Raw genomic sequence first — 14,119 nt, 5'->3', positions numbered from 1 at the left:
ATGATGACCTTTACTCATATTGTGTAAGATCGGATCGCAATAAAGAAAAAGAGTTCAAAAAAAGCCCCCGCCATGAGGCGGGGGACTTGTGTATAAGAGACAGGGTTATACCGTCCATTTCTGGCATGTTCAAATCGCACACCAGCACATCGGGCACGGCATGTTGGATTTTTGCCAAGGCCTCTTTACCCGTCGAGGCGACCGCGACGTTACTTTCCACGGCCGCTCGTTCAAGTTGCTTACGCAAGACTTGTTGCTGAAACGGGTGATCTTCAACGAGTAGAATGTTCATTAGAATTGTTGTACCTGACGCTGCAAATCGTCGATCATTGCGTGGATGGGTTCTAGGGATATGGGCTCTACTTTACGGATTACCGCTTGTTTTTCAATGGACTCACAGTGAACGGCCATGGCACTGTACTCCATCATTCGTGCTGCGCCCTTCATTCTGTGGCTGATCTGCCGCGCTGATTCACTGTCTTGGCTGCTAACAGCATGGCTGAGTGCTTCCAGATCGTTCAAACAGCTTTCCATATACTCTTTGATGAAGTGCATGCACGTCTCCAAATCCCCGAACATCGCGGTGATCTTACTGATATCAATTGGGCCAGTCTCCGTTGTCCCCAATGTCTCCGGCAGGGAGCACACCTCAGCATCGCAATCGCTAGGCGGTGCAGGTTGCAGGTTGCTTGTAGCTGCTCCACGTTGCCTCAACCAAAAGCCTAGTTTGTAGGCAAGCGTTTGCATAGTGACGGGTTTGTTCAAGTAGTCATCAAACTTGTGTTGCTCGATATGCACTTTGGCATCGCCTGCTGTGTTTGCCGTTAGGGCGATCACCGGAAGCTGGTAATGGTTGGCTTTATCTGATCTAGGGACACTTTGCTTGTTGCGTACAGCACTGACCAAGCCATATCCATCTAGCTCTGGCATATGACAATCAGTAATGAGCAAGGCATAGTGTTGGTTGTGCAGTGCTTCAAGGGCTTGGCGGCCATTTTCGACTATATCCGGGTAATAGCCGAGTTGTTGAAGCTGTTGCCTGATGATCTGCTGGTTGGTGGGGTGGTCTTCGGCAACCAGCAGCAAGCGGCCTTGGGCAATTGCGGTTTCCCTATCAATATAGTGTTCCGCTACAGCTAAGGTTTCACTCTGCTGGGGGAGGTCTGCGGTTGGGGTATTGATCATCGCTTGCAATAGCTGCTGTGGCAGCAAAGGGCTTTGACTGATCACCCAACCTCTCTGGCAGGCTTCCGCAGACAGCAATGGGCTATCGGCCAAGAAAATCACCTTGGCCGTGGAGTGTTTATCAAACAGGCGGAATTTGGCCTGAATTTTTTCTACATCAGCTTGGAAGGGCTGCGGGACGAAAATGACATCGTATTCTGCTCCTTCGATAGCCTCGAGGTAATCAGACACCGGTGAGCCCGTGTTCAGCCTCTGGGCACGACAGTGCCAGTGGTCAAGGTAACGGGACAAGGGGAGGGCATGTTCTTCGTCGATCCCAACCAGAGCGCAGTGTAAACCGACGGATAGGGCCGGTTGGTCGGCAATGCGTTTAGCCGGTAGTGTGAAGCTGAAGTTCGCCCCTTCGCCCAGAGTACTGGTGGCGGTAATATCTCCCCCCATCAACTGTACCAGTTGACGACATATAGACAGGCCAAGCCCTGTTCCGCTGAAACGCCGTTCACTGCTGGCGTCACCTTGCTCGAAAGGTTGGAACAGCTTGCTGAGATCATGTTCGCTGATCCCTATTCCGCTGTCGGCGACGCTGAACTGCAATTTTTGCTGCTGCTGGTCATCATCGATAACGTTGACGGACACGCCAATTTCGCCCTGCTCGGTAAACTTGGTGGCATTGTTGAGGAGGTTGTTGAGCACTTGTTTGATACGAAGCGGATCGCACTCAAGCTGGCTGGCAATATTGGGTGCCAACCACAGCCGGAATGTCAGCCCTTTCTGACTGGCATGGATAGCATGGGGTTGGATCAGTTCCGAAACTAAATCAGCCACCGAGCAGGGGGCGGGTGACAAGGCGAGCTTGCCGGCTTCAATCTTCGAGAAATCCAGCACGTCATTGACAATATTGAGCAGGTTTTTGGCTGACAGTTCGAGATGACCGTGCAAACTGCGTGAATAGGCGTCATGGCGGATATTGGGTTCAAGCAGTTCGAGTAGGCTAAGAATGCCGCTGATCGGGGTGCGGATCTCATGGCTCATCATTGCCAAGAAACGGGATTTTGCCTGAGTGGCCGTCTCGGCTTCAAAGCGGGCTCGTTCTAATTCAAGCTGTTGCTGCTTCATGGCTGTAATATCGAACAGGATACTGGTCCATTGCCAACCACTATCCACAGCAATGACCTGGCTGCGGATTTCGAGCCAGCGGTGTTGGCTGACAGGAGATTGGAGCTGTAATTCTGTTTGCCAGTAACCGAGTTTAACCGCCCGCTGGATGTCACCAAAAAGGCGTTTATGATCATTGCGCTGGCGCAGCAGGGCAGTGAGCCTATACGGATTGGCCTTGAACTCTTCGGCGGTGATCCCTGTCAGATGGCGGATATTTTCGCTGATAAACAGGATGCTGATATCATTGGGATCATCACTGTGCTGGAGATGCTGCATCAAAATGCCATCAACGTTGTTGGTCAGGTAAGTCAGCTTTTCCTCGGCGGCTTTTCTCTGCCCTATTTCGTTTTTGAGCTTACGGTTCCAGTAAGTGAAAGAGGCGATGACCACACCGATAAAGCCAAGTAGCGATATGATCCACAGTGCCAAGCGGTTGGCGGAAATCCCGCTGTTAAGGGTCACAGTGCGCCATTTCTTCTGAATATCACTCAGCTCGCTGGGAGGCATGTTCGCCAATGTCTTGTTGAAGATACTGGTCAGCAGCAGGTTGTCTTTGGCAATAGCAATTCCGACAGGCAGGCTATTGTTGTCCAGCTCGGAGGCGATAACCCTGAGCTTTCCCAAATACTTACTTTGCAGCAGGCTTGAGGCGCTCGATAAAGAGATAACCGCGTAATCGGCCTCACCGTCAATCACGGCATCGAGCAAGGGCTCATTGTCGTTATAGATAATGATGGGGTTGCCACTGTATTGCTCTCGGGTAAGGATTTCCCCAAACTTCTGTGCTACTACCGCTATTTTGGCTGAGCGGCGAATATATTCCCTTTGATTATCGACAGCTGTCACCATCACCCACTTTTCTTCGCTATAGGGTTGGGTGCAGTTGAAGGTTTTGAGCCGCTCAGGAGTACAGGTTACAGCGGCTACAGCATCGACGGTACCAGCGTCGAGGTGGTCGAGAATGTCATTGAAGTTGTCATTAGCAATAGGCACTAAGGTTAGGTTGAGCTGGCGGGCCAGTGTAGATAACACATCGGCGGAGATCCCCCCCATCAAACCGCTGGGATCAGTAAATTGGTAGGGGAAATCATTGGGATGGTACGCCACTTTGAGGGTGGTTCGTGATTCGATCCACTGGGCTTCGGTCGGGGTGAGATGAAGCAGGTTCTGGTTGGCGATCAGTTGCTGTTGCTTGTTTGACAGCCAAGTGTCGTAGATATTGTCGAGTCGCTGCTGGGTGATTGTGGCGAGCGCTTGGTTGAGTACTTCAATGAGCTCTGCCTGATCTTTTCTTGCCGCGATGTAGAGCCGCTCATGAGGGACATCTTCCAGGTAGCTGACCGATAAGTGCTTGCCTGCCTTGTGGTAGTTTTTCATATCGTCAAGGGTGATGGCGTTGCCGATATAGGCGTCGGCCTCACCGCTCAACACCGCATTGAAAGCATCTTGACTGCTTGTCATTGGCGCAATAATTGGTTTGTTGCCGACCATTTGCCTGATCTGCTCTCCAATCGCAAACCCTTGTTCCAGCGCGACGGTTTTATGATCCAATTGGTGGATGCTGCGTAAGTTCTGGGTTTGGCTGATTGCCGCCATAGGGATGGTGACCAGAGGCTTGGAAAACAGCATGGTTTGCTGGCGATTGAAGGTTGATGACACACCGACGAGCAAATCAATTTGGTTATTGTGGAAAGCGGTGAGTACGTCGGAATAAGTCGGGTAGACGATGGTTTCTGTCTGGAGGCCGGTTTCACGGGTAATCTCGTGGACCAGTGATGGAAGCAGACCGGAGACCTGGCCTTTATGGGAGACAAAGGTGAAAGGGGCCCAGTCAAATCCCGGGTAACCGATACGCAGGGTGTTGTTTGCTGTCTCTGCTGGCGTGGGGGGCGGTGGCGCAGCCCACACTGGTGGCAAGGCAATCAGCAGAAGCAATATCGATAGCTTTCGTATCATTGCTGGCTAGCCTCCTGGTACAGGCAACAGCCGGATACGGCAAAGCCCCCTAACGGCAGACTACCGCTGGCGGTATAGTGAGCAAATTGTTTGTTGAGCGGCATAGTTATACTTTTTTGGGCAGCACTGACCTGATCTCTGCGAGCCAAGCCTATAATATTTTTGGATTATTTTATGGGCAAGAATAGTAGATAAAATGTGAACCATTTGCAATATGGTGTTTTGTAAACTGAGGGGCGGGTAGACAGAAAAGATATGCGTTACTGCTGGGCGGGATGAAGGAAATAAAAAAGCCGACCACAAAGGCCGGCTTTTCTTCTCATTGCCTATGAGAGCAATGGCTTACTCAGGCGCTAGATTATAGAGACTGAGTGAAAGTACGAGCGATAACGTCTTTCTGCTGCTCAGCAGTTAGAGAGTTAAAGCGTACAGCGTAACCAGATACACGGATAGTTAGCTGAGGGTACTTCTCTGGGTGCTTAACTGCGTCTTCTAGAGTTTCGCGGTTAAGAACGTTCACGTTCAGGTGCTGACCACCTTCGATGCCAGCTTCGTGGTGGAAGTAACCATCCATTAGGCCTGCAAGGTTAGAACGCTGAGTATCCTGCTCTTTACCTAGTGCGTTAGGTACGATAGAGAAGGTGTAAGAGATACCGTCTTTCGCATCAGCAAATGGTAGTTTACCAACTGAAGTTAGAGACGCTACCGCACCTTTCTCGTCACGGCCGTGCATTGGGTTTGCACCTGGTGCGAATGGAGCACCTGCTTGACGACCGTCAGGCGTGTTACCAGTCTTCTTACCGTATACCACGTTTGAAGTGATAGTTAGGATAGACTGAGTAGGAACAGCATCACGGTAAGTCTTAAGCTTACGGATCTTGTTCATGAAGCTAGTAACAAGCTCACAAGCGATGTCATCAACGCGAGCGTCGTTGTTACCGAACTTCGGATAGTCGCCTTCGATTTCGAAGTCGATTGCGATACCGTCTTCGTCACGTACTGGCTTAACTTTAGCGAACTTGATAGCAGCTAGTGAGTCAGCAGCAACAGAAAGACCAGCGATACCACAAGCCATAGTACGGCGAACGTCACGGTCGTGTAGAGCCATAAGCGCTGCTTCGTAGCTGTACTTGTCGTGAGAGTAGTGGATAGCGTTCAGTGCAGTCACGTACTGAGTTGCTAGCCAGTCCATGAAGCTGTCTAGGCCAGCGTATACTTTGTCGAAGTCTAGAACTTCGTCTAGCATTGGCTCAGTCTTAGGACCAACCTGTAGCTTAAGCTTCTCGTCCACACCGCCGTTGATAACGTATAGAAGAGTCTTAGCAAGGTTTGCACGCGCGCCGAAGAACTGCATGTGCTTACCGATAACCATTGGCGATACACAACAAGCGATAGCGTAGTCATCGTTGTTGAAGTCAGGGCGCATTAGGTCGTCGTTTTCGTACTGGATAGAAGAAGTATCGATTGATACCTTCGCACAGAAACGCTTGAAGCCGTCAGGTAGCTGCTCAGACCATAGAACAGTGATGTTCGGCTCTGGAGAAGGACCCATAGTGTATAGCGTGTTTAGGAAACGGAAGTTAGTACGCGTTACTAGCGTACGACCGTCAACACCCATACCACCCATAGATTCTGTTGCCCAGATTGGGTCACCAGAGAATAGCTCATCGTACTCAGGAGTACGTAGGAAACGAACCATACGTAGTTTCATTACGAAGTGGTCGATCATTTCCTGAGCTTCAACCTCAGTGATCTTACCTGCCGCGATATCACGCTCAACGTAGATATCTAGGAAAGTAGACGTACGGCCTAGAGACATTGCCGCGCCGTTCTGAGATTTAACAGCTGCTAGGTAGCCGAAGTATAGCCACTGGATAGCTTCTTTCGCGTCAGTTGCTGGGTTAGAAATGTCGAAGCCGTACTTAGCTGCCATTTCTTTCATCTGACCTAGTGCACGGTGCTGCTCTTGAAGCTCTTCACGAAGCTGCATAGTCATCTGAAGATCTTCGCCAGACTCTAGCTTCTCTTGAGTAGAGTGGAACTGAGCAACTTTTTCCTTCATTAGGAAGTCGATACCGTACAGTGCAACACGACGGTAGTCACCGATGATACGACCACGGCCGTATGCATCTGGAAGACCAGTTAGAACACCAGATTTACGACACTTAAGGATGTCTGGAGAGTAAACGTCGAAAACGCCTTGGTTGTGCGTTTTACGGTACTCAGAGTAGATTTTAGAAACCTGTGGGTCTAGAGTACGGCCGTAAGCTTTACAAGAACCTTCGATCATGCGCACGCCGCCGTTAGGCATGATTGCACGCTTAAGCGGAGCTTCAGTCTGAAGACCAACGATAGTCTCTAGATCTTTGTTGATGTAACCTGCGTCGTGAGCAGTGATGGTAGAGATAAGAGAAGTATCGAAATCAACAGGAGCGTGAGTGCTGTTTTCCTGCTTGATACCTTCCATTACCTGATCCCAAAGCTTGTTAGTTGCCTCAGTACCTTCAGTAACTAGGAAAGACTCATCACCCTCATATGGAGTGTAGTTTTTCTGGATAAAGTCGCGAACGTTTACTTCGTTCTGCCATTCGCCTTCAGCGAACCCTTCCCAAGCTTTAGCAAATTGCTCTGCCATGACATACCTACCTTTTTAGTAGAAAAAACACGTACTGCGGTGACTGTTGAGCCAGCCTCACCAAATGGTGAACAGTACACTTTATATAAACAATAATACGGATAACCAAAAATCGTGTCAGGATAATGATCTTTTGATTATTCGTATTAGTGCTAACAGCACTCATTGCTAGGGCAGTGCACGCACTGCCCTCAATTTTCCTTATAGTAGTGCTGGAATGCCGTATTGGCCTTCAAGCATACCTACTGCCAGCATCGCAACAAAACAGATGATTAGTGCGCCAGCTGGAATGATGATTTTGTCCATCATTGATAGCTTAGCAGCACGCTCTTTGTTGCCAATTAGGCCGTTGTTGTCCAGCAGCATGGTCAGTGCCCAAGCTAGAACTGGGTTAGCAACGATAGCTGCGAATACACAGATACCAGCAGCTTGTGAATCTTTGGTGTCTTTCACCATTTGCACACCCGCTTCAAGAAGCGGTAGGAATACACCTACAAGCAGTGCGATACGCATTACTGGTGGCCATACTGCTACGTCCATTGGGAAGCCAAGGATCGCTACGATGATACAGAAAGTACCTAGTAGGATCGCACCCGCTGGAATCGGACGCTTGGCAATACCCGCTGGGATAATGTAAGTACCCCAAGACGATGTAATGTTACAACCACCAACCGCTGTACCTACCATCTGGCGAAGCGAACACGTTGTCATGGTGTCATCAACATCCATCAGAACGCGGTCAGTGCCTTTCGGGTAGTTCAGTTCCTGGAAAATACGGTGACCCAGGAAGTCTGGCGACCACATTGCTACTGCAAGAATCGCGAATGGTAGAGAAGCAATGAAGTGCTCAATACCTGGAAGACCAAGCATCCAACCTTGCTCTGTGCTACCCCACCAGTACATTGGGTTTAGGTTAGGCAAACCCGTTTCGGTTTCGAATACTAGGTCAAAGCCCGCACCAAGTGCAAGGGAAACTAGTAAACCGGTTACTGCACAAGCAGGAATCGCCAACCAACGCTTGTTCACTTTGGCTAGGTAAGCATAAAGAATGATGTTTACCGCCAGAACCACCAAGCCGATATAGCCCAAGCTACCTTTTGCTACGTCAGCACTTTCAAGACCCACAGCCCAAGACTGGATGTCGCCAATCTGACTCATTGCCCCGGTAAAGCCGAGGAAGATAAGCAGACCGCCGGCCACACCCTCACTGGTGAGGTTGACCAGTTTCGAGCCCCCTTTGAAGTAACTCAGCAGTAGGCCGAATACACCAATCAGGATAGCTAGCGCCAATGGGTGAGCACCTGCTAGTGCAATGGTACCGATCAACGGGATCATTGGACCGTGGTTACCCGCCAAGTTAGCACGTGGGTTAAAGAAGCCCGAGGCAAGAATACAGAAAAGAAGTGCTGGGATGAGCATCTCTACACGGGCCACTTCGATAGCGAAGGTTTTGCCCAGCTCAACGTGATCCCAAGCGGCTGTCAGGCCATCAGCCCATGACATAGCAACTGATGAGTACATCGCGATAATGGCAATCGTACCCGCTAGTGCTGGAACCAAATCTTCAAGCTCAAAACGGAAGTCACGGCCCGGAAGGTTAAGCTTCCAGCGGCGTGGTTTCATGATTTTCAGCTCATGATCAAGATAGTCTGAGCGACTTGCGAAGTCAGATGCAGGGCGGTGCAGCTCCTGATAACTTCTTTCCTGTGATGACATAAGTGCCTCGTTCTACATTTAAAGTAATTTTTTATTTATATGTTGGTTGAAACTTCCTCAACATATCTGCAATTCATTCGAATTTAAGCCAAGCAGTTGTTAAGTGTAATTTAATTTCACCAAATTTGGCTGCAGTGTACCGTTTGTCCACTGAAATGGAATTGATCTCGATCACTCTCACTAAAAAATTGTAAGAAAAAAACCAAAAATAATTGAGTGCAAAGAGCAGTTGTTGCTAAATATGAAAGAAACTTTATAACAAAAGTAAATTTATGAAGTGTGACGTGTGTCAGGTTTTGTTTTTTATTTCATTGTTTTTATTGTGGTTATAAGTCTGTAGTGCGTTTTTTGCGAGCTACAGGTGTGTTACCCAAAAAGTAGCAGGGCGTTAAAAGGTATTTGTATAATGCATTCAACTATTTTTGAATGGAATTGCGTCGGTGGGGTGTAATCAAAGTACAAAAATCGCCCAAACTACATAACAGGTTGTTCGGGCGACGTAATGCTAAAGATAGCCTAGTTTTGCTGTTTCGCGACCTGCAGTTTTAGGTACGAGCGTAGCAGATCCTGGTGTGCAGGAAATTGGCTCATTGTCAGATCGCCAGCGGTGAGGCCATGGAAGCGGACGCTACCTTCGATTGAGCCCCAAGCGGCGGCAACAGTGTCAGCGCCAAAGGCTTGCTCAAAGCTGGCTTTGCACTCTGCCGGATCACGTTCTTCCTCAAGCGCCAAGTCCAAGCTAGCGACCAAGCAGTTGAAGAAGTTCAGGCGCTCAGCACTGTAAATAGAGGCATTGAATGCCACACTCCATTTGGCAAAATCCTGAGCCAGCTCAAGATCGCCGCCTGCCAAGGCAATAAGGCACTTTAGCTCACCGGTACGCAGGGTTTGCCATGCATCACCCGGTTGTGCCTCCATACCGAGCAGGGTAGGCAGCAGTGCTTCGTCATCGAACTCTTCTTCGACAATGTGGAACATTTCAGCATATTGCTCTGCATCCCACTCGATGCCAGGCAGTGCCAGCAGCACTTCACGTAATTCCAATGCCACATTGTTGTTGGCTTCGATGAGATAATCTACCGGGCAGACTTCCGACCAACCTGGAACGATGATGCGGCAGCAGTCCACACCAAGGTGAGTGTAATCGGCAATGTAGGCATCGGCTCCCTCAGTGCGTAGCTGGGCCATTAAACTCTCAAAGCTTTCCTCTGGAGCCCCATTGAAGTCCCACTGGGTAAACGCTTGTTCAGGCGTCGCTTGAAGCTGGGCAGGAGAAATCAGGCAGGTTGAAGCCCCCCACTCATTTTCTGTTGCGATGTGTTCCTGGCCTGATTCGCTGGCAGACACTGAGGCCAGTAATGCTGCTAGCTCATCAAGGCTGCGGCCTTGAACTAGTCCCGTGACAGCACTTTCAAGTGCAGCTTCCAAGCTTGGGTGGGCTGCGAAGGAAGCAAAGCCGGCGCTGTTGTCCTGGTTGGTGATTGCCACACATACCACAGGGTACTTTCCGCCAAGGGAGGCATCGTAACTATTGACGTTAAAGCCCTGTGCCTTAAGTGCATCCAGTGATTCTTTAACCGTGGCAAATTGGTTCAGCACTGGCTTGGGAATGGCAGGCAAACCAACCGGCTTGGCCAAGATGCGGTTTTTGATGTGGCGCTCGATGATCTTGCACAGGGCATTGGTGCGTGCTTCGGACTGGGTATTGCCCGCAGCGATACCATTGGCAGCATAGAGGTTGCTAATGATATTGACCGGCATGTCGATTGTTTCGTTATCGCTCTGGCGCTCGAACGGCAGGGTGCAGATCCCGCGTGCCATATTGCTTGATTGCAGATCAACCAGGTCCGTGCCCAGCAGCTCAAGGGTTGGATCGTAATACTGGGTCAGGCGCTCATCAAGGATACCTTCTGGCGGCAGGTTTTCCTCGAGATCGATAGGGAACCATTTTTCATTTGGGTAGTGGACAAATTCACCATTGGCAATCGCTTCACCAAGGTAGCGGTTGGCATAGAAGTCGTTGGTCGCCAACCCAGCGATGAGCTGGCCCAGTGCCGACGCCAGTGCGGCGTTTTGGGATGCTCCCTTGCCAGCGATAGTGTTCAGCGGGGCACCGGCTTCAGGGAACTGCACTGACCATACATTAGGGATCGGGTTGTACCACGAGGCATTTTCAATACTGGCCAGGTTGAAGCCAAGCGCTGTTAATTGAGTTTGGAAACACTCGATGGTCTCTTCCAGCGTGGCGTCTTTGCCGGGAATAAAGGTTTTCATTATCGATCTCGTCACATGACAGGAGGGGATTGGCGCGAAGTATAACCAATAATGAAGCGGATGCCTAAATGTGACAGGAATCAACAATCTTTGCCGCTATAGCAATATTTTGTCGATATTTTGACCGCAGTCCCACCTTGTACAGGCGAGCAGTGAAAGTTGTCACAGTTATTCCCTATCTCTTATAGCAGAATGAATTGGTCAGATGAGATGCAACTAACTAATAATTCTGATTTAAATTATAAATTCACTGCTTTTGTCGGTGCGTGTTCTTGTGTGCAGACAAAAATAGATGAAGCAAAAGAGGGATACGATGAAAGCAACAATAGCATCAAATATCGACGCGCTGCGTGATGACTATATTGCCGCAGTGAAGCGTTTGGTGGCGATTCCCAGTGTCTACCAGGAAGATGAAAGTGGTAAGCCGTTCGGCAAACCGATTGACGATTGCCTGGATGAGACATTGCGGCTATGCCACGATTTGGGGTTTGCCATCTATAAGGATCACGAAGGGTATTACGGCTATGCCGAAATCGGTGATGGCGAACAAATGGTCGGTGTATTGGGCCACTTGGATGTGGTGCCTACCGGGGATTTATCTGCGTGGCATTCTGACCCGTTTATTCCTGAAATCCGTGATGGGCGACTGTATGGCCGCGGAACCCAAGATGACAAAGGGCCTACCTTGGCCGCTATTTTTGCGGTCAAAGCCTTGCTCGATAGCGGCGTGGTACTCAACAAGCGTGTTCGCTTTATCTTCGGTACCGACGAAGAAACCTTGTGGCGCTGTATTGACCGTTACCTGGAAAAAGAAGAAGTCCCAAGCTGCGGCTTCACCCCCGATTCTGCCTTCCCGCTTATCCATGCCGAAAAAATGCTGATCCAATCTTGGCTGCATGGCCCGGGTGATGGTCTGCTGGCGCTGGAATGTGGTGGTGCTTTGAACGCAGTGCCGGAGCTGGCCAGCTATGAGGGGCCGCTCTGGGAAGAGCTTGCTTCCCAGCTTGATAAATTGGGCTATGACTTCACCGCAGAAGATGCCGAGGTGACGGTATTTGGCAAAGCCGCACACTCTGCTGCCAGTGATACCAAGGGGGTTAATGCGATTGCCCGTTTATGCCTGGCTCTCAGCGGGATCGGTGTGACCCATCCGGCGGTCAAATTTGTTGCCGAGCAGGTGGGCGAAGATGCCAATGCCAAAGAAATATTTGGCCCGGTAGAAGATGTCAGTGGCCGGCTGACCTTCAATGTTGCCCAGCTTGAGGTGAGTGAGCAGGCAAGCAAACTCGGGATAGATATCCGGGTACCGGTGACCTTCGAGAAAGCGGACTTTGATAACGATATCCAGGCCGTGGCCGAACAGTATGGTTTACGCTACGAGGAATTTGATGTGCTACCTTCCTTGTATATGCCTGCAGAAAGCCCGGTGATCCAAACCCTGATTAGTGCCTATCAAGAAATCAGCGGGGATATGGACAGCGAGCCGATGACATCCGGTGGGGCGACGTATGCCCGTGCGATACCGAACTGTGTGGCCTACGGGGCCATTTTCCCCGGGCGCGACAAAGTCGAGCACATGCCGAATGAATATTTGATTATTGATGACATGCTCAAAGCAATGAATGTGTATGCCAACGCGATTTATCAGCTGCAGGGAGTAGAGCTATGACCACGACTACAGAGGCTGGCAAAATGAAACGATCTTTCAAAATGCCGACTGTTTATACCATTCTTTTCTCGATTATTGCCCTTGTTGCCTTGCTGACCTGGATCATGCCGGCAGGTAAATATGACTACTTGGTTAATGGCACCGATGTGGTGATCCCGGCGGCTGAAGTACTGGACTACGACGGTGGCGAGCGGTTGCTGCCAATCCCGGGCACCTACCAGGAGCTGGAGTCTTCTCCGCAGGGGGTGATTGATGTCTTGATGGCACCGATCAAGGGTTTCCACAAAGCGGTTGATGTGGCTTTGTTCGTGCTGGTTATCGGTGGTTTCCTGGCCGTTACCATGCGTACCGGTGCCATGGACTCCGGTGTGGCGGCGATTGTGCGCAAGTTCCGTGGCCGAGAGCAGATGATGATCCCGGTGTTGATCACCTTGTTCGCGCTGGGTGGTTCCACTTACGGGATGGCGGAAGAAACCGTGGCTTTCTGGGCGGTGATCCTGCCGGTGATGGCCGTGGCGGGTTACGACCGCATGGTTGCAGCCGGGATTATCCTGCTGGGCTCTGGCGTCGGGGTACTTGCCTCTACCGTTAACCCATTTGCCACGGGTATTGCATCGGGTTTTGCCGGCCTGCCAATCGGTGATGGTATCGTGCTGCGTGTTATCCAGCTGGCTATCTTGATTGTCTTGGCCTCTTGGTACGTCATGCGCTACGCATCGAAAGTCAAAGCGGATAAAGCTAATTCAGTACTGGCAGATATCGAGTTTGACGATGAGTTCTCCCATGTCAGCGAGGATACCGGCGAGTTCACCACCAAGCAGAAATGGACCATGGGGATCTTCTTTGGTGCATTCCTGGTAATGATCTACGGTGTAATTCCATGGGAAGACATGGGTATTACTGCCATTCCAACCTTGTGGTGGTGGTTCGACGAGCTATCAACCCTGTTCCTGGCGTCGGCAATTTTGATTGCGGTGATCAACCGCATGAACGAAGGCGAGTTTATCAAGACCTTCATCGAAGGGGCCAAGGATCTGATTGGTGTTGCGCTGGTGGTTGCGGTTGCCCGTGGTATCTATGTGGTGATGGACAACGGTGTGATCATCGATACTATCCTGAACTGGGCAGAAGGCGTGGTAACCGGCCTGTCCTCCGGTGTGTTTGTCGTGGTGACTTACCTCGTACATATCGTGCTGAGTTTCTTCATTCCATCGACTTCAGGCTTGGCAACGGTATCTATGCCGCTGATGGCTCCGCTGGCTGACTTCTCGGGTATCGGCCGTGATTTGATTATCACCGCTTACCAGTCTGCAAGTGGTTGGATCAATATCTTCGCCCCAACGGCTGGCCACCTGGTTGCCGGTCTGGCGCTGGCGAAAATCCCGTATGAGCGCTTCCTGAAATGGGTGATGCCGTTTGTCGTTATGGTGCTGGTCGTGACAGTGGTACTGCTGTTTGCGGGTGCTGCAATGGCCTAACCGGTATTTTCCTCATCTAAAAAGCGAGCCAGATGGCTCGCTTTTTTA

Annotated in this window: 7 protein-coding genes; 2 read left to right on the top strand and 5 right to left on the bottom strand. The window is 50.3% G+C overall.

Translation table 11 applies throughout. The features are described from left to right. Positions 1-10 precede the first annotated feature (10 nt). From ACXAGQ_RS03025 to ACXAGQ_RS03005, 5 genes are all read right to left on the bottom strand, one after another. Complete coding sequence (locus ACXAGQ_RS03025; protein ID WP_475251708.1) at positions 11-292, bottom strand: response regulator; 282 nt, start codon at positions 290-292, stop codon at positions 11-13. Next, entirely contained in the window at positions 292-4,299 is a 4,008-nt protein-coding gene (locus ACXAGQ_RS03020) for a transporter substrate-binding domain-containing protein (RefSeq protein ID WP_475251706.1), read from the bottom strand. The genes ACXAGQ_RS03025 and ACXAGQ_RS03020 overlap by 1 nt, the downstream gene beginning before the upstream one ends. 358 nt (positions 4,300-4,657) lie before the next feature. Next, positions 4,658-6,934 (bottom strand): formate C-acetyltransferase, encoded by a 2,277-nt coding sequence (pflB, locus tag ACXAGQ_RS03015; protein ID WP_475251704.1) that lies wholly within the window; start codon positions 6,932-6,934, stop codon positions 4,658-4,660. A 201-nt stretch (positions 6,935-7,135) separates the two neighbouring features. Continuing rightward, on the bottom strand, positions 7,136-8,650 hold the full coding sequence (locus ACXAGQ_RS03010) for a DUF3360 family protein (protein WP_475251702.1): 1,515 nt from the start codon (positions 8,648-8,650) through the stop codon (positions 7,136-7,138). 516 nt (positions 8,651-9,166) lie between these two features. Then, positions 9,167-10,924 (bottom strand): YcaO-like family protein, encoded by a 1,758-nt coding sequence (locus ACXAGQ_RS03005; RefSeq protein ID WP_475251700.1) that lies wholly within the window; start codon positions 10,922-10,924, stop codon positions 9,167-9,169. 313 nt (positions 10,925-11,237) lie between these two features. Here ACXAGQ_RS03005 and ACXAGQ_RS03000 point away from each other — a divergent pair, with 313 nt between their 5' ends. Both ACXAGQ_RS03000 and ACXAGQ_RS02995 read left to right on the top strand, forming a co-directional pair. Next, complete coding sequence (locus tag ACXAGQ_RS03000; RefSeq protein ID WP_475251698.1) at positions 11,238-12,593, top strand: M20 family metallopeptidase; 1,356 nt, start codon at positions 11,238-11,240, stop codon at positions 12,591-12,593. Next, on the top strand, positions 12,590-14,071 hold the full coding sequence (locus ACXAGQ_RS02995; RefSeq protein ID WP_475251696.1) for a YfcC family protein: 1,482 nt from the start codon (positions 12,590-12,592) through the stop codon (positions 14,069-14,071). The genes ACXAGQ_RS03000 and ACXAGQ_RS02995 overlap by 4 nt, the downstream gene beginning before the upstream one ends. The last annotated feature ends 48 nt before the right edge of the window (positions 14,072-14,119 follow it).

It is taken from the genome of Photobacterium sp. ABD4_091 (assembly GCF_056160145.1).
The sequence above is the reverse complement of the archived record's forward strand: the minus strand, read 5'-3'. Positions and strand labels throughout refer to the sequence as shown.